The organism is Clostridium niameyense (assembly GCF_001243045.1).
In the GTDB taxonomy this organism is placed as follows: domain Bacteria; phylum Bacillota; class Clostridia; order Clostridiales; family Clostridiaceae; genus Clostridium_F; species Clostridium_F niameyense.
This window is the reverse complement of the sequence record NZ_LN849007.1, coordinates 1,000,194-1,023,558: the sequence shown is the minus strand read 5'-3', so window position 1 is coordinate 1,023,558 and position 23,365 is coordinate 1,000,194. Positions and strand designations below refer to the sequence as shown.

The following is a 23,365-nucleotide window of genomic DNA, read 5'->3' as shown; positions in this document are numbered from 1 at the left end:
ATTCCGCATTAAGCCTTCTTATAAACTCTTTTTTGCTTTCCATTAACTCTAATAACAGTTTCACTATTATATCCTTGCTTTTTTACTTCACGCCCGAATACTGGCTTACTAAGTGCCTTTAATCCATTATCAGCACACCAACTGGAATAACGTAAATAAACTTCTTTAACTGGTTCATTTTCTATCTCGTTATCCTCTAAAAATGCTACTACTGGATTGTTTATAGCTTCATATTCGTCCCAAACATCATCACAAACTTTTGCGTATGTGAAGCTATGATTAATTAATACTCTGTTTAGTCCTTCAAGTGCTAATTTTAATAAATATTCCATAGATTCTTGGTCTAATAACTTATCTAAAATAAAAGGATCATAGTCCTTGTCTTTCTTGCTAAAATGAGCATTAAAAGGTATAAATATTAATCTTCTTTTAAGTCCTCCACTAAGGTCGTTTATTCTCGGTAACTCGTTAGCACTAAAAATTAATTTACTATAATTTTTAAAATCGTATGGGTCCCGACCTTTTCTCTCTACGTTAACTTTTTCTCCAGTAACTAATTTTTTAAAAGTTGAATTATCTTCAACATACTTATTAGAAATATCATCACCTATGTTAGCTAACTTACCTTCTAGTTGGAATGTCTTAAATCTATGGTTTAATTCTTCTAAACTAACACTAGATATATTTTCTTCACCTAATAATTCGTTTAATACTTCCAAGAGCGTACTCTTACCATTAGCACCTTGTCCAGTAAGTATAAAAGCTTTTCCTATCTCATTTCTTCTGAATAAACAGTAACCAATCATTTCCTCTATTAATAATCTTAATTGCTTATCCTTACAACATATTTTATTTAAAGTCTTGTCCATCACTTTTGACTTAGCATCTGGATTATAGCTCCAAGGAATTTTATTTTTTATAATGTAGCTGCTATTAAACTCCAGTAACTTTTTAGATTCTAAATCATAAATACCATTGGCTACAGTAATATATTTTGGATTGGCTAATTTATTGTTTTGACATAATAAATCTAAATATCTTAATACTTCTGTTCTATTTGCATTTGTACTATTTTTTATATATTTCAACATATTCTTTTCAATTTCTTTAGTATCTGAGCAGTAATAATTGTCTTTATATATGTGTAGTTCATCATTTATTTTTATAACTTTTTCATTATCTCTTAAGTAAATTGCTAGTTTTTCATACTGTAACTTACTTTTAATATAAAATGTTTCTTTCATAAAAGCTTCATCTCTTAAAATAGTTTCAATCTCTGTTTTATCTAACGGCTCAGCTATTACATAAGTGTTTATAAGTCTTATTGTTTCCCTTACTTCCTCAACACTAAATCCCTTTTGTTGCAACGTTAATATATAACCGAACAGACCACTATTCCTACCATCACCCTCACCCATGTTGGTAAAATCAATTTTTGCTTTTTTAAGTGGCTCTAACCACGCTGGCAACTCGTCTAATTCTTCCGCTACTTGTATAAACTCTCTTAATTTACCTTTAATTTTTAATGGTACTACTGCATTTTGTATTCCAAGACCAACATCTATTTTTATTCCTAGTGCAGTATAATAACCTTGCTTTCTACGTTCTATACCAACGTTCTTAAAATAAAAGTGCATTCCCCTTGTAGTTTTTAACACGGTGGTATGTATATTTAAGCTTTTAACAATTGACAGAAGTATTTTAGCTTCATCTAAATTATCAATATCTATTTGTATTAAATTACTTTTAAGTACGCCCCCATAAGATTTTAAACTTTCAACTTCTTCGAGTTTATAAAACTCTGTTCTATCTTTATATTCTTCGGTAGGGTGTTTTCCATCCCTACCGCCAGTTGGTATATATCCTTTCCACATTTCAGTTCACCCTACCTTTTAAATCTTAATCTCTAATTCTCACTGGTAATACTAAATCTAATTTATTATCAGCTTTAATTAGCATTGGATTAACTCTAGCTGTAAGTTCTAAAGTTGCAACTTTATAGTCTTTTAAAGCATCTATTAAATAATTTACGTTAAATGCAATTTTTAAAGGTTCACCTTGCAATTTTATGCATACCTTATCTTCAATACTTGCAATTTCATTACTTGCACTAATTATTAATTTATTAGTTTCAAAATTCAATTTAACTAACTCGAATTTATTCTTTTTGTAATCCTTTAATATATCAACTATAGGTTTAGTTTCTATTTCTACTGATGTGCTGCAATTCTCCGGAATTATTTGATTATATTTAATGTAATTCCCTTCAAGTCTATTCCCTATGACTTCTAAATCTCCAAACTTGAATTTTACATATTTATAGTTGTAATAAACTTCAACATCTTTATCATATTTAATTTTTTTCAATGTATTAACCATACTTAAGTCCATTACTACTTGCTCTTTAACTTCAAAATTACCCTTTCTAACTTCCAATCTATAACCATCTAATGCTATAAAATCACTACCATTAATACACATACCACATAATATTGGTCTAGCTAAAGTGGTTGACATAGCATAATACCCACTCAATAGATGTTTTAATTCTCCAGCTGGTATAGTGGTTAAATAATTCTCCACCTTAATAGGTTCATGTATAATATCATTTTTAGGATATTTAATCTTTCTATTTCCAGCAACTATCACATCTTCTTTTACAGTTACTAAAGTGCCTTTGGGAACAAGTTTTAAAACATCTCTATTAATTAATGTTTGTCCTTCATCTTCATAAGAAGCAGCATCTGAACTTATAACAATTTGTCCTTTAAATTCATTGTCTTTTATTTCATTTGCTACTACATAAATTTTGTCTTTAAGCATGATGCTTATATTACTTGCTTTTGTTAGTTTTAAAATGTCTTGTATACAACTTAAATGTACTTTCATATTATTCCCCCCTATTGTAATACTGTTTTAATACTCTAGTACACTATAAGTAAATTAATAGTGTACTAGAATTACTTCATATAACTTTATTTTTGCGAACTAAATTTCATGAAAACTAGCCAATGTGTTTTTGCTCTTTTATTTCCCAATAAAGGTTTATAATCTATAACCTTTAAAATTTCTTTTAGCTTTATTTGTTCCTCATTCCACTTAAAAATTAATACTCCATAGTTGTCTAAAACTCTCATGCATTCTTCAAACCCTTTTTTAATATCTATTGGCCAATCATTATTTAACTTTCCATATTTCTTGGCCAACCAAGAATTTTCTCCAACTTTAATTAAATGTGGTGGATCAAAAACTACTAGCTTGAAAGTATTATCTTTATATGGAATATGTCTAAAATCTCCTAACACATCTGGTTTAATTATTAATTTTCTTCCGTCACATAGTGTATCTTCCAATTCTCTATTATCCATAAAAATTACATCTTTATTTTCTTTATCAAACCAAAACATTCTGCTTCCACAACATACATCCAATATAGGCTTTTCCAAACTCTCACCCCTTTATTTTTGCGAATTTATTTCTTGACACTTAATTACTATAATGTTAAAATGTTAAAAGTGCGGTGGTGTAGTTCAATGGACAGAACGCTCCCCTGCTAAGGGAGTACTGTGGGTTCGACTCCCACCACCATATATGAGACTTATCAAAAGATAGGTCTCTTTTTACTTTTATCCAAAACATTATTGATTCATAATCTACTATCTTTGTGTATCTACTTTCATGTATTCTTTTCTCCAAGCTCTATAAATTTTTTCAGCATTGTTTACACCAAATCTATTTTTCAAAATACAAATTGCCACTGTAGGTGCTAAAATTGGTGCTTGTTTATTCAACCAATTTTCAAAACATTTTCCCATGTTTATATGCCCTTTCTTTATTAATCCTCATCTTTTTTCTTATCTCTTCCTCTAAATCTATTTCCAATCCACCACATAAATCCGCAATCCAAATAACTGTATCTGCTAATTCTTCTTTAAAGTTGTCCATATCCCCACGTCTTAAACCTTCCATAGCTTCAGTTACTTCTCTCACTATTTCAAGTAAATTAGTATTTATAGCATTGTAATAATGTTCAGTATGACCTTGTAGTCTATCTCTTTTTATCCAAACCCAATTATCCCAAAATCCTTTGTCAACTGCATTTTCATGTGATTTTTTAACTAACTCTTTAATCCTCATGTTCCTTTTCTCCTTCTAATTCTATAAGCGTCATTATTGAATAATTTGCTAAGTCCATTAAAGTATCTTTTATACTTTCATCATTTACTAACTGTTCTTTAGTTGCTAAGCTTTGTAATCTATTAACTTTATCTGTAATTCTAGTTACCGCACTTATAACTCCTAATTTTTTAAAAGTTTCTCCAAAACTGTCACCATAATCATGGTTTTTACTTTTGTATAAATCATTTAGATTTTTACACATTTTATAGTGTTCATGTATTTTATCCATTCAATCATATTACCTCCTAACTAAATACAAGTAACTTCCCATATTTTCTATAAAGTACTTGTCTATATACTGTTTAGTAAGTCTCATACGTTCCCTAAAAGTCTTACATGGTATTACTAATACTTTTAGAGTTCCCATTTTTAACCACCTTCTCTTTACAATTTGGTTTACATTTTCCTAATATACAACCGCCATTCTTTGATCTCCTATCTGTATTAAAATAGATACAATCGTAACAATTTTTATTGTATTGATTACATCCTATTATTTTTATCACTCTCCTATAAAATCTTTTATTCTTTTCCAAGCCATATCTATATACCATTGCTTGTCTAGTTTTCTCGGTACTGTTTTACCTTCAATGTCTGAATTATCAATAAAACACCTTATTGGTGTACTTGCTATTTTTTCTAATGTTCCACCTTCTGTTTTTTGTTTGAATACTCCAGCATCATGTCTGCTCCTACTAGCAAATACTCTCAAAACCTTTTCATCTAGTTTTTTATTTCCATGGTAAGCGTATAAATATTTAGATGATACTTTACAAACTTTTTGAAATTCTTTAAGTTGGTTACAATTATTAATTGTTTCTTCAGGTATTATTCCTTTAATAAAGTAATTCATTAAAGCATTATTTATAATAGGAAGGTCATAATCCAACTTATTTAAGGATTTAACATAAGCACCTTTTGACTTTACTTTTCCATTTTCCATAACTATCAAATAATTATTTACATCTTTCTGAACCACTTTTTTAATATGGTCATGGTCCAATGTCATTCGTGTTCTATTACACCATTCTTCACATATTAATTTATAAGTTTCTATATATTTATCACTCGGTAACTTCCACATAACACCATCTGTATTTGATTGAATTAATTTAACTCCCGGAACTCCTTCAATTACTTTTTCTATAAGGTCAAGTAACATGAGTTGACCATTAATACACACATTATTAGCTTGTAATGGATCATGTAGATTATTATATTTATCTTTACTAGCTCCATAAGTTGAATTAAGTACAATTTTGTAAGGTTGTTGTTCTTTCTTTTTACCAGCTTTTTTAAGTGTCATTCTATAATCATAAATCTCTTTATATTTACTCTTGTCCCTTACGTTTCTACTTAAAAAATCATACTGTATCATTAAACTTGGATAAAAACTTCCTACGTCTGAATTTATAAATACTCCTTCACTCATATAATTAGGTCTAGCTCCGTGAAGTCCACCCCAACCGAATATATGAAGTACTCCAGCAACTTCATATTCTAGTTTTTTATCATAATCTTTATTGAGTGGGTTCTTATACCAATTTAAAATCTCTTTATATTTATTAATCTTTATAGTTGGTACTATAGTAATTTCAAACTCGTCATTACGCTCACGTTTATCTGATCCTAAGATTATTGCACTTAATTGAGCCTTGGTCTTACTTATATATTTAAGTGGTAATTTGAAACTTTTAATTAATCCCATATGTGCTTCAAACTCTTCAATTCTATTTATAAATACTTCCATTGTTTGTTCTACGTCATGATTACAATAGAATATAACTTCCTGGAGTTCTTCCTCCGTAAGTTTCCTATCTATATTAAAATTAACTGTTGTTTCTCTTATGTCATTTCCCATAAATCCTTCCAATTGTTTAAGTCCATGAAAACTTGTCATAACATCATAGTTATAAAGTTGAATTTTCCAAAGTATGCTGCTAAATTTCCATGCTGGTTTATGTTCTACTATAATCCAATCATTTAATTCTTTAGGATTAAATCCAGCTATTATAGCTTTCAAAATCCATTGATCATAGGACCTACTATTATAACCAAACCATATATTTTCTTTGTTAGCTTCATAGAAATTATTTAACTTATCTCTATCGTTAACTATTGTATGTGTGGTTTTACTATCAGTATCTTTAATAACTACTAGCCAGTCATATTTAAATACTTCAAAGTCATAAAAAAGCATTTCTATATCACCTTTATTCTTCATAATCTAAATCAACTAAAATTCTTGCATTTTTAGTATTTTTTCTTTTAGCCAACTTTCTTTTATATGCATCTATGCAATAATACACAACCGTTTGGGGTAAAATATTTAACTTCTCAGCTATCCCCTTTACTGTTCCTATAGCTAATATTTCCTCTCCCTTGTAAAGTGCATATTCTTTTATTTTTTACACCTCACTTTATTTTAAAGGGGAGCTTTCACACTCCCCATCACCCTTACTCTACTTCAAATACGTCTTTTATCTCGTACTCGCTAAATTTAGGATTCTTTTTATTAGCTGTGTAGCTTAATGCAAATTCTAAATTACCGTCCACTGCTTCAGCTATGTCCATAAGCATATTGTTGTATTGACTAAAGCTTTCAAACTCTACATCTATTCCACTATCTAGACTTCTTAACATTTCATTTGCCTTGTGTAATCCAAATCCATTGCTTAGAACTTGGTTGTAGAATATTAAGCTACCTTTATATTCTCCTGTTAAAATCTTAAACCAAATACTTAACATTGGATCTCCTTTTTTACTTTCTCTTAACTCTAGTTTATTTACCTCAACCTCATATTCTCCATGTGGTACTTCCTTAAAGTCATTGTTGTTATTAGCTGCTTCCTCTACATCTTTCTTTAAACCTTCCACATCAATGTTTTTATCAAATTTTTCCCATATGTTAGTCATAATTATCTTCCTTTCCGTTTCTTTTTTTTATAATTATATATTTTGATCTCTTATTTATACAAAGTTTTTAAGGCTTCTTTATTGCAATTTCAACGTTTGTATTACATATTTACTTGACATAGAGACCCCCCTAATTATTTTTCATCAGCCTTCTTTCTTCTTCTACGTCTTGGCTTTTCTTCCTTAGGTTCTTCTACTGGTTTATCTTCTTTAATTTCATCTTTAGCTTCCTCCTTAAGCTCGTCTATTGTTTCCTCTGCAGGTGTTTCTTCTTCCTTAGGAGTAGTTTCTGGTTCTTTATCTTCTTCAATTTTACTTTCTTCTTTTTTACTCCTTCTTCTAGTTGGTTTTTCTTCAACTGGAACATTATCTTTCTTGCCAGCATTAGCTTCATCATATACTTTCATTAACTCATCCCAACTTAACGGAATACTTGTTTTAGTAATTCCTTTCAATCTGCCACCACCAAATATAACTTCATCTGATTTAAAGTTTAATGTTCTTTCATCACCATCGACTACTACTCTGGCAACTATGTCCACCATACCAGCAATTTTATTAGCTATTGCTTCTTGAATATTAGGTGCTATTCTGGTCACATTCTGACCATTCTTCTTAGTAATATCTTTGGATATATCTTCTTGTGATAACACCACTAAATTTCCATAATCTAGATTAAAAAATCTTCTCATGGTACTTAAGTATTCAGTTTTTATAATGTCCCAACCTTTCCCAAATCCACTATCTGATTCGTGTTGTATTCCCAATTCATCATATTTATAAACCCTACACATTTCTCTAGTATCTTCTAGTAAATCAACTATAATAGTTTGGAAATCATTTTGTTTTTTCTCTAATTCTTCTATAGCATCTTTAAAAACTTCCCAAGCAAATTTTCTTTTTGTAATTCTTCCGTTAACCGTTACCTCGTCTTTAATGGAAATGTAAGGCATTGTAACAAACTCTATGTTTCCATCTGTATTTAGGTTAAGTGGACTTGGGGCACTATCTAACATTGTAGTTTTTCCACTAAATGCTGGACCATATATCCACATCTTTCTCTTTTTAGCTTTCTTAATATCTCTTCTTTCATTTTTAGGTAATATCATATAATCTACTCCTTCAAAACAATATTTTTTAAACTCACACCAATCACATAAGCGTGATGGATTTTTCTTAAATTCTTTAGTTTCTAGCATTTCAACCGCAGTAATTAAAGAATTTGTAACCTTACTTTGGTCATATTCTAAATACTTAATTTGTATTTTCATGTCTTTTAATGTTTCAAGTAATCTTTTCCTAAACTGATATAAGTCCTCGGTTTTCTTCTGTCTTATAAATGTTTTTGGAATAAAGATAAATGCCATTTTATTTACTTTATATCCACATAACTCTAAAAAGTATTTATATATGTGTAATTGAGGACCTTCCATATAATCATCTATATTATTACTATATTTATAGTCATATAAATCTACGGTTCCATCTTTATTATGTGCCAGTAAATCAGCCGTTCCGTGGAAACTTCCAACTTGAAATGGTACTTCATGTTCAACTGTGTCAAATTGCTTAATGAAATCTAAAACTTGCGGCAATAAATATTCTAATTTAATAGCTTCGTTTATTTGGGCATCAGTTAAAATATTGAAGTTTTGATAATAATTTTGTAACATATTTTCTATACTTTCTGTTTCAGCTCCATAATGTATTGCAGTTCCAATTACCAATGCATTAGCTGGATCATCAGATGGTATAGTTTTTAAGTTATCTACATACTGCAATTTATATTTATAAGGACATTTCTGAAACTGTGTTATAGCACTTTGTCTCACGTTCTAATTTCACCCCCTACTATAAAGTTGTTGACGATTTTTATAAAATCTATTCACCTTTTATAAAAACACGTATAGTTTTTATATTTATTGGTTATACTAATTAAGTTAACTCCAATATTTCTTTTTTAAAGCTTTCAAACTGATGGGGATATAATATATATCCAAGTCCTCCACACTCCTGTATAAGCCTTATATTACGTTTCTGTAACTCACTAGGGTTACCATTCGGTGCTTTAACTTCTATTCCAACAAATCTACCGTTTACACATGCTATTATGTCTGGGATACCAGCTTTACTCATAGGTCCTGCCCAATATTTAAAGAACCAAGTATTGGGTAAACTTTCTAAAAACTTTTTAATCTTATTTTCAAATTGCTTTTCTGCTGCCATTTGATTAATCCTCCGGTTCCAGCGAAACAATCTTCCATTTATAATCATAAATATTTAGGAAATCTTCCAAAGCATTTAATTGACCTTCGGTTCCTTCTATCTCATAAGTGTCTACAAATATTTCTTCATCTTTGGAAGGTACTTGTACTACTGGAGTAGCTATTTTTGTTTTAAGTTCTTCAACATCTTTCTTTATTTGTTCTAGTACAGTTTGAACATCTGTATATTCCAACATACTTACATATGGTGTATCTGCTAAATTTATATCATGTTTCGTATTAACAACTTCAATTTTAGATTTAATTAAATCTGCATTCGCTTTAAAAGTAGCTTGTTGAAGTAAGATGTTATCTGCAACCTTAATCAACTCTGTTTTAATACTCTTAAGTGAGGTTGACTTATTCAAATAACTATCCTCTAGCGGTAATTCATCAAGTCCTTTAAGTTTACAAACTTCATCTATAACTTTTTCAACTTCAATTTTCTTTTCAAATTTTCTCTTTTCTTCAAACTGTTCAGCTTGTTCTACTATTGGATCTATAACTTCATCAAACTTTTTACTTAATTCTTTACATTTATCTTCAAACTCTTTCACTGGAGCAGTGAGTTCTTTTTTAGTTTTCTTTCTAAATTCATCTAAAGACTTTTTACCCTTTCTTAAATCCGCTATAACTTTCTTTCCATCTTTTACAGTATCCTCTGTAACAACTATCCCCTCATATTTTTTAAGAACAATATCTAAATTATTAGATATTTCTTCATAGTTGAAATTCACTTCTGCTGGTTTATTTTCTAAAACTTTAAGTTGTAATTTATTCATGTTTCTCCATCCTTTCGTAAATATCTGTATAATCATTTTGATCTTTCTCAAATAGCTTTTCAGTATAATCTTTTCTCTGCTTCAAAACCTCAAATATCTGTTCTTCTATAGAACCCTTAGTTATTAAATACCAATACATACAAGTTCTTGTTTGCCCTATCCTATGTGTTCTTTTTTTACTTTGTTCAAATAATTCGCTTGCAAGAGGTAAACTATAATAGATAATCTTATTGCTTAACTGTAAGTTTAATCCCATTGCTCCAGCTTGATACTGAACTAGCGTTATGCTATTATCTTTAGACTTAAAATTTTCCAAGTCTTTAGTGCCACCGTTAACTATGCTTATTGGTTTCTCAATTTTGAGTAAATAATCTTTAATTTGTTTCATTTCTTCTGTAAAGTTATAAAATATTATTACTCTATCGTTAGTACTCTCTAGTAAGTCCTTAAGTACTGCTAACTTATTAGGATTATATTGTGAAGCTAACTGTCTTAAATAAAGCATTTTAGTTAAGCTTGTATCTCCTACCAGCTCTGTATTACCTATTGTTATAACTCTATCTTTATTAAACTTCTTATACTCTTTAGTGTTCTCAATTAAAACTGGTATTTCTACTTGCTCTGGAAGGTCAAATACTTCCTCAGTTTTCATAAAAACACTTCCATGTTCATGTAACTTTTGCTTAAGTCTTTCAACATTCTTATATCCAGTAACCTTGGGGATTTTAAAACCTCCAACATCCATATTTATAAATTTTACGTAGTGATTCCAATAAAGCTTTTTACTTATTTTCCAACCTAATAACTTACATTGAGTATGAAGTTCTTCATATCGCCCTCCACATGGAGTACCTGATAAAAGTACTACGTTCTTTGCATTTAATTTAAGAATAAATTTAGTTCTCTTACTTGTAGAATTTTTAATCATTGAACTTTCATCTAACATTAAAGTAAAATTTTCCAACTCAGCTAACTCTGGTCTTCTCCAAACTAAGTCATAGTTAATTATCACAACTGACTTGTTTGGTATTTCTCTTGTTTTAGAGTATATAAATGTGTTATACTCTGGGTAATATGTTTTAAAGTGCTCTTTCCAATCATCTAACTTTGATTTTTGACAGATAACTAAGTTAGTATTGGCATTGAGCCCTTTTAATTTCTCTGAACCAACAAATGTCTTACCTAATCCCATATCTAAATAGTAAGCTACTCTGTTGAACTCTTGAGTTTGATTTAACGCCTGCTCTTGGTGTGGATAGAGTTTTACTTGTGACATATGACACCACCCACCTTTGAATTTATCTTTAGGCCTTTCCATGTTGGTTTTATATGCAGTTTCTTACATTCTCTAATGTAAGCTTGTAAAATTTTAATGTTCAATTACACACCTCCTTAAATACTTCCCTCATGTCAAGCTTAATCAACTAATTGTCTTGGCGGTGGCTATACATTTTATTTTAGTGTGGCTCTTATCTTCGCCTACTCCCGCTCAAATTAGCTCATTAAGCTTGACATTAGGTTTATTACAGTGCTTTACTTATAAATTAATTACTGGTGCTAAATCACCTAATACCTTACTTAATATAGATTTAATTTGTTCATTCTCTTGCTTTAATTCTTCTAATTCCCTTTCCATACGTTTACGTTCTAATGGACTAAATCTTTCTAACTTAGTTCCCTCTAACTCCATAATTGTTTGTAGATTAAATCTTATTGCTGGTATACCTTGAACTATAGGTATAATACCAGCTTTACGATATTCTTCTATAGACTTAACACTCATTCTCCAACGTTGTGCCAAATCTTTTTGAGTTAATAATTCACTCATATTTATACCTCCAGAGGATAAAATATTTCAGAAACAGTTTGATCAAGTGCAATTGATATTTTTTCCATAGTTGCTTTAGTTGGATTATTTTTATGTCCATTTTCTAAATTATTAATATAACTTGGAGTCAAATTAGTTTTATCAGATAAATCATATATACTTAACCCCTTTATTTTTCTAAAATATTTAATTTTATTCAATTTTTATTCACCTCCTCGTGTTCTGTGAGTACATAATATCATGTTCTGTAAGCACATTTCAAACACTGATGTTCCCTCAGAACACAATTAGAGAAAAATATCATGTTCTATCAGAATATATCTCTTTTTATCTTTAATTTACTATTGACTTTGTGTACTGGTAGTATATAATGTATTCTATAAGGATATACTACTAGAAAGGAGATGATTAAATGTTTGGTGAAAATATTAAAAGACTTAGAGAATTAAAAGGATTAGGCGTTAATGAATTGAGTAGAATGAGTGGAGTAAATGCTAGTTATATAAGTGCCATGGAAAGAGGTGAAAAAGAAAATCCAACTATTAATACACTTAAAAAATTAGCTGATACTTTAGAGGTTACAGTAGATGAATTAATGAAATCTGAACCAATAAGCGAGGATAAATTAAAAGAATATGATAATAAATATAACTGTGTAAAAGAAGAATGTTCTTTATATGAAACTGGAGAATTTAAAACTGCTGAATCAGCTATGCAATTTATATTAAAACAACCTAGTGTAATGGGGTATGGTGGTTTTAATACTAATAAAATGACAGATGAGGATATAATCGCATTCGCAAATGAACTTTTGAATTTATTAAAAATGTTAGGACCTAAATACAATAAATAATTTTACATATGATTAAATGGGGGTACACATGAGGATATATAAAATTATAAATCTGGCACAATATTTAAAGAAAAAATATGATAAGGATCCAATTAAAATTTGTGATAAACTAGGAATACAAATTAATTATATTAATCTTAAACCGAATATTTATCCAGCATATACTATTAAAATAGGTAAATCACCCGTTATTAATTTAAACAACTATCTTACATCAAAATCACAGAAGATATTATGTGCTCATGAGTTAGGTCACGCTTTGCTACATGGTGATAAATTAATTAATGAATTTAATGACACTAATAATGGAATTTACGAGTATGAAGCTAATTTATTTGCAGTTGCTTTATTATTTAACCAAAAAGATTTATGTATTGATATATCTACAATTGATAATTATATTCTAAAGGGTTTATTAGATTATAATATTAAAACTGTGACAAATGAAAGTTTAGCTATACCAACACTTTAAACTTGTTTTGTGACAAGGTGTGACAGATAAAAAAATCATCTGTCACACCTTATACACGTTGATATATCTGACTTACAGTTACATCTGTGACAGAGTGACAGAGATTTTAACTTTCTTTTATATAAAAATAAAATGAAATAAACTTTTTATATATATAATAAAGAATTTATATTATATATGTCACAGTTTTATTTCTTACAAAGTCGTTAAAAACGTTGATATAACTGAATTTATTAATTTTAAAAGTGTGACAAATAGTGTGACAGATAAAATAAAAAAGGGGTGAAATTAATGGAGTATAATATTACTTGGAGAAAAAAAGATAAAGGCTGGCAGTTTATAATAAGTTATAAAGATAACCTGGGTAAGTGGAAACAGAAAAGCAAACAAGGATTTAAAACACAAAAAGAAGGTAAACCGTATATAGATAAAATGTTAAAAGAATTAAAATCTAATATTAAAAATAATAATTCTTCAAATACCACTAATCATATAACCTTTGAAGAATTATCAGTTATTTATATAGAACATAATTTTCTTTATAAAGAATATCACACCATTAAAGGTTATAAGAATTGTTTTTCAAAATTCAAAGATTTAAATAATAAAAATATCAATAAAATCAAAAAACATGACATACAAAGCATAGTAGATAAAATGTTAAAAGAGCATTTGAAATACTCAACAGTAAAAAAGTATGTTGGAATATTGAATATGTTTTTTATCTATGTTAAAGATGATTTAAATTTAATTTCTGAATTACCCACTATGAATATAAAAATTCCCAAAGAAAAGGAATATAGCAATAAAAAAGCGCTTACTAAAAAAGAGTTAGATCTATTATTAAAAAAACTAAAAACTAATAGATATTATATAGTTGCTTTTATTTCTGCTAATACTGGTATGAGATTAGGCGAGGTATTAGGACTTACTTGGGATGATATAGACTTAAAGAATAGTACCGTAAGTGTAAATAAACAATGGAAAGTATTAAAAAATAAAAAATCCGGATTTGGTAAACTCAAATCAAAAAATTCTTATAGAACAATTCCTTTATCTCCCAATACATTAAAAGAACTTAAAAACTATAAGAAAAATAACCCTATTGATATTAATAATAGGGTTGCACCTTTTAATCACGCCAGTATTGATAAATATTTAAACCCTAAATTAAGGGAACTTGCTGGAATAACCATGCATGAGTTAAGACACACATACGCTACTTTATTGATTAGTTCTGGAATAGATTTTAAAACTGCAGCTAAGATATTAGGTCATACTGTGGAAATGACCATGAGAATTTATTCCCATGTTACCGATGACATGATGAAAAAAGCTACAAAAATAATTGAAAATATTTTTTAAAAAATATTTTTTTGACGAAATTTTTGACGATTTTTCTTAAATCCACTTATATAAACATTTCAATAGACATATCTGGATTCTGTCTTAGTATCCACTTTTATGGGTACCAAAAGCTTTAATTCATCATAATATCTTAAAGTCTTTATAGATATTTTATTAAGCTTAGCGAATTCTCCTATTCTAAACATATTAATCTCTCCTATGGGCCCATATTTTCTTTACAATTTAATATTAAACCCTCCTCTTACAGGAGGGTCAATAGCTATTTTATTTTTTATTAGAAATTATAATTTTTTATTAAAATATAAAGTTTACTTATTATGTATATAAAATATAATTTTGTCTATACCTTTATATATAACTTCTTTTTCATACATATTGAAAATTCCTAATAATAAATAAGAGCAGTGATTGTCTATCACTGCTCTTATTTATTATAACTTAGGCTAATACTATATTCATTCCATCAATACTAGTTGAATAATCTGCATTATTTTTATATGCTTCTCTAATTTCTTTAGAAGCGTTAATATTGTTAACTATATCATTGTAATCTTTTTAATTATTACTTTGATAAAGTATTTTTAGGAACCCATTGCTGATTGACTCCTCTAGCTATTAAATACCAATCTCCATGCTCTGCGTATATATCTATAATATCACCTTTTTTTAATGTTCTCACTACTGGTGATGAACTATTGGGATAATTTCTAACTTGTACAGAAGATACAATAACCTGATATCTTGTTTTTATTGGTGGAGCATTTCCATTATCAACTACAGGAACTCGTGGAGCTAAATAAGTTGATTTAATCCACTGTTGTTTAACACCTCTAGCTATTAAAGACCATTCTCCATTATTTTGATATACTTTATATACATCTATTACATCTCCATGCTTTAATGTTCTTACTACTGGTGCTGAATCACATGGTGCGCTTCTAACAACTTGTGAACCTGTTATAAGCATATAACATCTTTTTATAGGTTTTGCATTTCCAGGTGATGGTTCTACAAAAGGGCATTGAGTTATGCCACTTATTCTTCTACCTGCATGAAATGCATACACATTACCTATTATTACTTTACCACGTGATGACGATGCATGAATCATTTGTCCATTTCCCACATATATTCCTACATGGTCTCTACTTGGAAATACTAAATCTCCTGGTTGTAAATTACTTTGTGATACTGCAGTACCTACATTAATTTGTCCATACGTATTTCTTGGTAAATTTATACCTGCACAATTTCTATAAACATATCCCACAAAACCTGAACAATCAAATCCTGATGGAGTCGTACCACTCCAAGCATATGGCCTACCTTGAAATTGTTTAGCATAGTTTACTATATCTTGTCCTGTTGCTGCAGCTTTAACATTCCCTACATTTAGTAATAAAGCCATAATAACACCTAAAAATATACTTAATATGGTTGTTTTTTTCTTCATGTTGCTTCCTCCTATTTGCCTATTTATTTTAGATTTTTGCCACTAATATATATCTTCTTTACAATTAATTGAATTCCTTCTTTTTTTATCCTGTGTCTTTTTACTTTTTATACATTATTCTATATTTTAAACGTGACTTATTATGTGAAAGTGTTTTCTTAATTTAATATTCTAATTGTCTTGAAAATCTACCTACAATTCATTTATTTTATTTAAAAATTTTATCATAATTCATAAAAAATAAGGTACTCCCATTACAGAAGTACCTCTTAAAATCAATAATTTATATTATAACTTAAGCTAATGCTGGATTCATTCCATCAATACTAGTTGAATAATCTGCATTATTTTTATAATTTTCATATGCCTCTTTAATTTCTTTTGAACCTTTATCAATTTCATATCTTATTTTACCTGTAGAATCTTTCAATGTATCAACTACATTTAAACTAGATTCTTTTATTTCTGATGCTATAGTTTTGACTGTTGAAACTACATCATTACTTGTGGTTACTATAGTATTTTTTATTGAATTAATTTGAGACATAGAACCATTTATATTGTTGACTATATCATTGTAATCTTTTTTAATATCTTTATAGGCTGTTGAAATTGTATTTCCTATGTTTACTACAGGTTCTTTTAATGATGTGATTCCAGTACCAATAATTCCTGCAACCTCCATACCTTTTCCAATAAATCCTGTTGAAGGATTATTTATAGCCGCCTTAACTCCAGCTACAGTATAAGTTACACTTCCCACTATCTTCATAACATCTTTGCTTACTGATATAGCTGTTTTTGTTACTACTCCAACTATGTCTTTAGCGGCATTTTTAATATTGTTTGCAGCTTCTTGTAATTCCGATGCAGTAGTAGTAACTTGTTTTACAGTACTAGCTATTTCAGATGCTGTTTTTGTTATTTTATCAGTTACTGATTCAGAAACCCTTTTAATAGTTTTAGTTACTGAATTCGCAGCATTTACAACAGCTTTTGAAACAGCACAAACTGTATTCTTAACACTTTCCCCTATAGACACTGCTGTTCTTATTACATTTCTTACAGTACTTAATCCCTTATAAAATGAATCTGATATTGATTTAAATCCACTTACTGAACTTTTTGTTGTATCAGTATTTTTACTTTCAACTTTCACATCTTTCTTAGAATTAATAATAAGTGTTTCTTTATACTCTTTAGCAATATCTTTTAAATTTCCCTCAGTAGCATTTGTTTTAGAATTAACCTTACTTTTATTAATAACATTCATGTTATCAGTAATTCTTACCCCATTTATTTTTTCAATCATTTTTATTTCCTCCCTTGTAAAATCAATTTTTAATATTTATATTTTAATATTTAATTTTACCCTGTGCTGAATATGAAGTTCCTTCTAATAATTCAAACTTATCTTCTAAAATGAATTCACCATCTATAAATAATTTCATTGTCCACATACCTTGAGGATGTTTGCGAGTATGGTCTTCTAAATTCATCCAAAACCAAGTTACTACAGGTTTTTCCTCTCCTTTTGGTGTAAATATATTATTTTCTGTAGTTTGGAACAACTCTCCTTTTGGTGTGTACCAAGCAGTAGTTACAGCATGTAGTCCTGTTACATTTGTAAACTTAAATCTTGTAACCACTTTTTTATCAATTAAACTATTAAAACTTTTTTTAACTATATCAACTTCATCTTCACTAATAATAGAACCTATACTATATTTATCTATATGTACAGTATATTGAATATTATTGTACATACGCTCATTATTTTCATTAATAATAATGATAGACCAAAGTTCTTCTTTATCATCAGGTAAATATATATTGGCTGTTGGATCATTAAGCTTTAAACTACCATTAATAAGAAATTTATATTTGTGCTCTCCTGTTGGCAAATCTAAAGAAGTTGTCCACTTATTATCCTGTTTTATCATTTTTCCCTTCTCTGCATCATAATTATTAAAGCTTCCTATAACAGATATTGTATTAATTGGTACGTATTCTTTTTCTTCGTATTCAAAATTTACTTTCATAATAATTCCTCCTATGATTGAATAAAACCTTAAATTATGTTTACTATTTTTTATTTGTTTGATATTATATTTTTCGTAATTTATTTAATAAAATTAATACCTAAATTAATTAAAAATTCTTAAAATTTAAAATAATTAAAAATTAGATGTATTTATGCGTGGTTTTATATGAAATATTTAATAAATTTGTATTTTTTATACCCTTTAACATATATAGGCATACTTATTGTTTAACAGGCTTTTAAATTACTTGTACTTCCACTCATCTATAAAATCCACAATAATATATCCTCTCAAGAAAGAACAGGATTAATCCTGTTCTTTTACTGTATTCATTAATATTTATATTCTATTTTATAATATCACAGATTTTTAATAATATCCTAAGAAATACTCTAAAATTTCATTATAATTATTGACGTAATTTTTAATTATAGTAAAATTGTTTATTGTAACTTTTATATAAAGAAGGTAGGGGTACCACATTGAATAAAAAACTTATAATTTCTAAAACAATATTATTTATACTTATAGTATCTTTTATAATTGCATTTAAAGCAACTTTTGGTGCTGAAAACACACTTATAGGTGTAACTACTGTAACAGCTATGTTGATGCTTTTAGAAAGAGATTTAACATTATCGCCTATTAAAAATACTGTTTTTTTTATAATTTTAAATCTATTTATAGGTATAACTGCATATTTATCAAATTTAAACATGTACTTAGCAGTACCATTAAATTTTTTAGTCTTATTTATAATAAATTATTTACTATGCTATAATTTAAAAAAGCCAATTTATTTGCCATTTTCATTACAATATTTATTTATATTAGCTACTCCAATAACCATTGATAAATTGCCTATGAGATTAACTTCTTTATTATGTGGAGCTATATTTATAATGTTGCTTCAACTTATATTTAATAAAAACAAATTATATACTAAAGGAACTAAAATTCTTATTGAAATAACCAGTAACTTATTAAATAAAATAAACTTAATAAAAACTAGAGAAAACACTTCAATCTCAGATAATAACATTAGATGTAATTTAATAAATTTTCAAAAGCTTATATATGAAAAAAGAGAAGAAAATTTTTATTTAACGGAAGAAGGAAGAATTAAACTTAACTTATCTATAGGTTTAGAAAAACTTTCTCTTTTATTAGACAAAGTTAATTTTTATAAAGACAAAAATTACATATTAGATGATATGTATGTTTTTATAACTCATATAAAAGGATATTTAGAAAAAACAGAGGATATAAATACATTAAATAACTTAATTAATGAATTTCTCTACAAATATGAACAAAAAAATATAGAAGATTTAATAGAATTGCAAATACTTAATACAATTAAATTTTTACAGGAAAGCTTTGAAGAACTTAAATCTTTACAAAAAAATGAATATAATATTGTGAAAAGATTAGAGAATATTCCAGAAAAATTTAAGGATACAAGCTTTACTATTAGTGATTTTAAAAAGAATTCTTTTAGATTTTCCTATGCTTTTCGTGTAGCTTTAGGAATAACTATTGGTGCCTTTATAATGGATTTTTTTCACCTTTCAGAAGGTAGATGGATTATTTACACAGTCTTTTCTTTAATAAATCCACTATATGAAATATCCAAGAAAAAAACTAAAGACAGAATTATAGCAACAATTATAGGAGCAATAATTGTAACAATATTATTTACTGTATTTAAAAATACAACTACTAGAACTATGATCTTACTAATGTCTGGATATCTAGGTAGTTATACCTCAGAATACAAACATAATATGATATATGTTACAATATCCGCTATTGGAGCTGCTGCATTACTTGGAAATACTAAAGTAATCACTATAAATAGAATACTCTTTGTTATATTAGGTGCCCTTATCGCATCTGTTATAAATAAATTTGTATTACCTTATAAAATTAAAGATTCTAATAAAAATCTTAAAAGCATGTATAAAAATACTATTAAACAAATGCTTCAGGAAATTTATAATTTATCAAAATCTATAGAAAACGACCATAGCATAAAAAATTTATTACTAATAACATCATTAATAGAAGACAAATTAAGATTAAATAATCAACTTTTAAAACCTAATAAAAATGAATATTTTATTACAAAAGATAGAGTTTTAGCTAGCAATATATATGAATTATATTTATATATTACTAAAAATAAAATAGACATAGATTATTTACTAAAAGATATTCAACAATTAGTTCAATATGAAAATAAAAATATTTCCTCTACTATAGAAGTGATAAAAATTCACATTAAAGAATTTCATAATATAAGAGATAAACTAGTTTTAAGTCTTACTATAGACATTTTAACGGATATCAATGAATATAAAATAATATAATTATTATAAAAGGTTGATTTTTTAAAGTCATATATTGGAAAAATCAACCTTTTTTATTTATATAATCTTATAATAAATTTTATATAAGGGTAATAAAATAACATTTCTTTTTAAGATTTTACGTTTATATTTTTCAGCACTATATGAATAGGTGTTATTGTTTAATTTTTAGATAACATAATTTATTACACATAATATTTGTATTAATATAAAATACCGTAAATTCATTTTTGAATAATACGGTATTTATGTAATTTCTTCATTTTCTCAAAAATTTTTTTTAAAAATATATTCTATAGTAATAAATACAAAAGCTAATATTAAACATTCAAGTTCTAATAAAAATATTATGTACAATATCCAAATATTATCCCCAAATATTTCTAATGTCATAAAGAGATTTTAATACATCTTATGTTAAGGTTCAACCAAAGTAAACTAGTCATTTTTTTAGTTTATTATATCTCTGCATCTATTGATTTTCAAAGATTTCACTGTAAATTTCCCAATTTTATTAAAAACCTAAAAACGCTCAATATAAACTATTAAAGTTTCTGTATATATATCTTCTGTACGCCTTACAGATAATATGGTATTTTCCCCCACATAAAATATTTTTCCAACTAAGTCTTTATTAAAATATTTATAAAATTAACAATTATAATCTTTTAAACCTATATCTTATATCTAAAATAAAATTTGCTAAATACAATAAAAGTACTTTTATTAGTGAGTACTTTTATTATTATACCTAGAATCACTTTTATATTTTTCTTATTTTTAAGATGTCCATTTCTAAAATAAATTAGATTTTCCCAAAAGCTTAATTATTTTTTTAACTTTTCATCAATAAATTTATTATACTGATTTAATGCTGCATTTAATATTTTACTAGCTGCTACCACTTCAGTATCAACTAAGTTCCCCTGTTTTTCACTTATTAAATTTTCTAATTGCATTCTTAATGTATCTATATCTTTTAATAAATCCTCTAATTCGGACATACCAACACCTCCATAATTAGTATTAACTATAAAAGTGTTTTTAATCATTCTTATATATTTTTTAGCTTTGTCTTAAACCTTTTTAAACCTTTTATAACTATAATATTTCATCATTTCAACATAATCAAAAAACCTCTCTTAACCTTATAATACACTATTTTTACTTTATAGCTAAATGATTAGTTTATAACATTTATTTTAATTTTTTTCCAATAAATGTTATAATAAACTTGTGTTGGAAATAACAAGAAAGGAGGTTTTAACAATGATAGTTTCTTTAACTTCATAAATATGCCTAACTATTTAAAGGAGGTCACTTTTATGAAAAAGACTAAAAGAGGAAACTATATTAAAAATACTAGCAAAATAATAATAAAAAAAATTAGAACTAATATAAATAAATGCATTAGTTCTATTATAGTTAGTCTGATAAGTACCGTAATAACTAAATTAGTATTTTCCAAAAATATTCCTACTAATTATACTAGGATTAAATCTAATGATGTATATTTTTTACTCTTATCAGCCATGATTCTATTTACTTATTATTATTTGCATAAACATTAAAACCTATTAATTCCAACACAACATTCTACTCATATTCGTAGTTCTTAGCATAAGGGGTTGATATTTTTTTCAACCCTTTATGAATTTTTTACTTAATGTTAATTATATTCTTATAACCTTACTTTGGTTCATATATTTTCTAATTTATAATTTCTATTAATTCTTAATATTTTTTGCAACTACCTTTAAGATATAATACTCTTCTTTATTTATGATTGCTATTTAGTTTCATTTCTAACTAATATAAGTTTCTATGATATATGATTTTCTAACTAGCTGCTACTTTGCTTCAAGCATTATCCCATTGTTTGTTTCTACAAAATCACTTATAGCATTTGCAATCCTATCTATTTGTTTATAATCCAAAGTTTAAGGGATATCTGTAGGTTTATGAATTAAATTTTCTATGTTTTCCTATACAAATAAGACATTAGGTATATTTTTATATTCAAAACTTATATGATCACTTCCGGCCTTTACAATAGTATCTGTAAAATAAATATTATTCTTTTTTAGATTAACTTCACAACTTGTCGACACCTTACTTTTATTCTTTAAAGCAGACTTTCCTCCTTCTTTAGAACCTATAGCGTCTATATTAATATTATATAACTTCTCATATAGTAATTTAGATTTAATTTCATTAACAAATGCACGACTTCCTGCTGATTCTTCTTCTCCATTAAAAGCACATATAACTATGATTTTCCTTTTAAAGTATTTGCCATTTTTATTAATGAAGATACACCAGAAGCGTTATCTAATGCTCCTCTAATAATTTTGCTATCTTGATATCTTATATGGTCAAAATATGCTGATATTATCACTACTTTTTTACTGTCTTTTCCCCTTATAACACCTATAACATTATTAACTGTTGACTTTTTACTATCTTCACAACTTCCATAAGTTTTTATAATATTTTGAGAATATTTTTCATAATAACTGTTTCCAAACAAAGGAGTTAATCCTATATCCTTAAATATCTTGCTAATATATTCTCCAGCCTTCTCATTTCCTTTTGAACCAATCAATCTACCTTCAAATCCATCAGAACATAATGTATTTATGATTTCTTTAGTAGCTGGAATTTTTATAGATAATTGACCCTTTTTAATTGTACTAATTGTTTACTAGTGACTTTCCTACCATTACCTTCCTTAGATTTAATATTATTTGTAGTTTTTGAAGCACAGGATGAAAGAATTACAACTATAGTAAAGATAGCACATAACTTTCACTTAAAAACTATATATAATTTA

Annotated in this window: 25 protein-coding genes, 1 tRNA gene and 1 pseudogene; 6 read left to right on the top strand and 21 right to left on the bottom strand. The window is 27.2% G+C overall.

The features are described 5' to 3' along the window. Nucleotides 1-8 precede the first annotated feature (8 nt). From BN1711_RS05880 to BN1711_RS05870, 3 genes are all read right to left on the bottom strand, one after another. Nucleotides 9-1,874, bottom strand: a complete 1,866-nt coding sequence (locus BN1711_RS05880) for a phage/plasmid primase, P4 family (RefSeq protein ID WP_050607248.1) — start codon at nt 1,872-1,874, stop codon at nt 9-11. Nucleotides 1,875-1,899: 25 nt separating this feature from the next. Then, nucleotides 1,900-2,889: a beta clamp domain-containing protein gene (locus BN1711_RS05875; RefSeq protein WP_050607247.1), complete on the bottom strand. Its 990-nt coding sequence runs from the start codon at nt 2,887-2,889 to the stop codon at nt 1,900-1,902. A gap of 86 nt (nt 2,890-2,975) precedes the next feature. Continuing rightward, nucleotides 2,976-3,446: a class I SAM-dependent methyltransferase gene (locus tag BN1711_RS05870; protein ID WP_050607246.1), complete on the bottom strand. Its 471-nt coding sequence runs from the start codon at nt 3,444-3,446 to the stop codon at nt 2,976-2,978. A 73-nt stretch (nt 3,447-3,519) separates the two neighbouring features. On the opposite strand from BN1711_RS05870, the gene BN1711_RS05865 reads away from it, so the two are divergent. Next, a tRNA-Ser gene (locus BN1711_RS05865) sits at nt 3,520-3,592 on the top strand. A 64-nt stretch (nt 3,593-3,656) separates the two neighbouring features. Here BN1711_RS05865 and BN1711_RS12830 read toward each other — a convergent pair. From BN1711_RS12830 to BN1711_RS05815, 12 genes are all read right to left on the bottom strand, one after another. Beyond that, a complete protein-coding gene (locus tag BN1711_RS12830; protein WP_279233066.1) occupies nt 3,657-3,791 on the bottom strand; it encodes a hypothetical protein in 135 nt (44 codons plus the stop codon). Between the two features lie 7 nt (nt 3,792-3,798). Continuing rightward, nucleotides 3,799-4,137, bottom strand: coding sequence for a MazG nucleotide pyrophosphohydrolase domain-containing protein (locus BN1711_RS05860; protein ID WP_050607245.1), 339 nt, complete (start codon nt 4,135-4,137; stop codon nt 3,799-3,801). After that, nucleotides 4,127-4,408: a DUF1599 domain-containing protein gene (locus tag BN1711_RS05855; RefSeq protein ID WP_050607244.1), complete on the bottom strand. Its 282-nt coding sequence runs from the start codon at nt 4,406-4,408 to the stop codon at nt 4,127-4,129. Before BN1711_RS05855 ends, BN1711_RS05860 begins: the two co-directional genes overlap by 11 nt. 9 nt (nt 4,409-4,417) lie before the next feature. Then, on the bottom strand, nt 4,418-4,546 hold the full coding sequence (locus BN1711_RS12825) for a hypothetical protein (RefSeq protein ID WP_279233065.1): 129 nt from the start codon (nt 4,544-4,546) through the stop codon (nt 4,418-4,420). A 135-nt stretch (nt 4,547-4,681) separates the two neighbouring features. Then, nucleotides 4,682-6,403 carry a hypothetical protein gene (locus BN1711_RS05850; protein ID WP_481128488.1) on the bottom strand — a complete coding sequence of 574 codons (1,722 nt, stop codon included), beginning with the start codon at nt 6,401-6,403 and terminating at the stop codon, nt 4,682-4,684. 233 nt (nt 6,404-6,636) lie between these two features. Continuing rightward, nucleotides 6,637-7,095, bottom strand: coding sequence for a DUF669 domain-containing protein (locus BN1711_RS05845; protein WP_050607243.1), 459 nt, complete (start codon nt 7,093-7,095; stop codon nt 6,637-6,639). Nucleotides 7,096-7,229: 134 nt separating this feature from the next. Next, a complete protein-coding gene (locus BN1711_RS05840) occupies nt 7,230-8,927 on the bottom strand; it encodes an AAA family ATPase (protein WP_050607242.1) in 1,698 nt (565 codons plus the stop codon). 103 nt (nt 8,928-9,030) lie between these two features. Further along, nucleotides 9,031-9,321 (bottom strand): VRR-NUC domain-containing protein, encoded by a 291-nt coding sequence (locus tag BN1711_RS05835; protein ID WP_050607241.1) that lies wholly within the window; start codon nt 9,319-9,321, stop codon nt 9,031-9,033. A 4-nt stretch (nt 9,322-9,325) separates the two neighbouring features. Beyond that, nucleotides 9,326-10,141: a DUF1351 domain-containing protein gene (locus BN1711_RS05830; protein WP_050607240.1), complete on the bottom strand. Its 816-nt coding sequence runs from the start codon at nt 10,139-10,141 to the stop codon at nt 9,326-9,328. Continuing rightward, nucleotides 10,134-11,459: a DEAD/DEAH box helicase gene (locus BN1711_RS05825; RefSeq protein WP_243128195.1), complete on the bottom strand. Its 1,326-nt coding sequence runs from the start codon at nt 11,457-11,459 to the stop codon at nt 10,134-10,136. The genes BN1711_RS05830 and BN1711_RS05825 overlap by 8 nt, the downstream gene beginning before the upstream one ends. Before the next feature lie 219 nt (nt 11,460-11,678). Further along, nucleotides 11,679-11,969, bottom strand: a complete 291-nt coding sequence (locus BN1711_RS05820; protein WP_050607238.1) for a hypothetical protein — start codon at nt 11,967-11,969, stop codon at nt 11,679-11,681. A 2-nt stretch (nt 11,970-11,971) separates the two neighbouring features. Continuing rightward, nucleotides 11,972-12,169, bottom strand: a complete 198-nt coding sequence (locus BN1711_RS05815) for a helix-turn-helix domain-containing protein (RefSeq protein WP_050607237.1) — start codon at nt 12,167-12,169, stop codon at nt 11,972-11,974. 212 nt (nt 12,170-12,381) lie between these two features. Between BN1711_RS05815 and BN1711_RS05810 the strand changes: the two genes are divergently transcribed. The 3 genes from BN1711_RS05810 to BN1711_RS05800 all read left to right on the top strand — a co-directional run bounded on the left by BN1711_RS05810 (nt 12,382) and on the right by BN1711_RS05800 (nt 14,659). Beyond that, nucleotides 12,382-12,822, top strand: coding sequence for a helix-turn-helix domain-containing protein (locus BN1711_RS05810; protein WP_050607236.1), 441 nt, complete (start codon nt 12,382-12,384; stop codon nt 12,820-12,822). Between the two features lie 28 nt (nt 12,823-12,850). Then, entirely contained in the window at nt 12,851-13,294 is a 444-nt protein-coding gene (locus BN1711_RS05805) for an ImmA/IrrE family metallo-endopeptidase (RefSeq protein WP_050607235.1), read from the top strand. Nucleotides 13,295-13,585: 291 nt separating this feature from the next. After that, on the top strand, nt 13,586-14,659 hold the full coding sequence (locus BN1711_RS05800; protein ID WP_050607234.1) for a site-specific integrase: 1,074 nt from the start codon (nt 13,586-13,588) through the stop codon (nt 14,657-14,659). Between the two features lie 59 nt (nt 14,660-14,718). Here the strand turns inward: BN1711_RS05800 and BN1711_RS12230 are convergent, their stop codons facing one another. The 4 genes from BN1711_RS12230 to BN1711_RS05785 all read right to left on the bottom strand — a co-directional run bounded on the left by BN1711_RS12230 (nt 14,719) and on the right by BN1711_RS05785 (nt 18,157). After that, nucleotides 14,719-14,847 carry a MerR family DNA-binding transcriptional regulator gene (locus BN1711_RS12230; protein ID WP_082174063.1) on the bottom strand — a complete coding sequence of 43 codons (129 nt, stop codon included), beginning with the start codon at nt 14,845-14,847 and terminating at the stop codon, nt 14,719-14,721. Nucleotides 14,848-15,224: 377 nt separating this feature from the next. Then, nucleotides 15,225-16,115 carry an NlpC/P60 family protein gene (locus BN1711_RS05795; protein WP_163249322.1) on the bottom strand — a complete coding sequence of 297 codons (891 nt, stop codon included), beginning with the start codon at nt 16,113-16,115 and terminating at the stop codon, nt 15,225-15,227. A 295-nt stretch (nt 16,116-16,410) separates the two neighbouring features. Then, nucleotides 16,411-17,427 carry a hypothetical protein gene (locus BN1711_RS05790; protein ID WP_050607233.1) on the bottom strand — a complete coding sequence of 339 codons (1,017 nt, stop codon included), beginning with the start codon at nt 17,425-17,427 and terminating at the stop codon, nt 16,411-16,413. A gap of 43 nt (nt 17,428-17,470) precedes the next feature. After that, the gene (locus tag BN1711_RS05785; RefSeq protein ID WP_050607232.1) at nt 17,471-18,157 is read right to left on the bottom strand and encodes an early set domain-containing protein; all 687 of its coding nucleotides are present in this window, start codon (nt 18,155-18,157) and stop codon (nt 17,471-17,473) included. A 485-nt stretch (nt 18,158-18,642) separates the two neighbouring features. On the opposite strand from BN1711_RS05785, the gene BN1711_RS05780 reads away from it, so the two are divergent. Beyond that, nucleotides 18,643-20,532, top strand: a complete 1,890-nt coding sequence (locus BN1711_RS05780; RefSeq protein WP_050607231.1) for an FUSC family protein — start codon at nt 18,643-18,645, stop codon at nt 20,530-20,532. 827 nt (nt 20,533-21,359) lie between these two features. Here the strand turns inward: BN1711_RS05780 and BN1711_RS05775 are convergent. Beyond that, entirely contained in the window at nt 21,360-21,536 is a 177-nt protein-coding gene (locus BN1711_RS05775; RefSeq protein ID WP_050607230.1) for an aspartyl-phosphate phosphatase Spo0E family protein, read from the bottom strand. Between the two features lie 321 nt (nt 21,537-21,857). On the opposite strand from BN1711_RS05775, the gene BN1711_RS05770 reads away from it, so the two are divergent. Further along, the gene (locus tag BN1711_RS05770) at nt 21,858-22,103 is read left to right on the top strand and encodes a hypothetical protein (protein WP_050607229.1); all 246 of its coding nucleotides are present in this window, start codon (nt 21,858-21,860) and stop codon (nt 22,101-22,103) included. Nucleotides 22,104-22,517: 414 nt separating this feature from the next. Here the strand turns inward: BN1711_RS05770 and BN1711_RS12685 are convergent. Continuing rightward, nucleotides 22,518-22,930: pseudogene (locus tag BN1711_RS12685) on the bottom strand (M28 family peptidase). Nucleotides 22,931-23,365 lie beyond the last annotated feature (435 nt).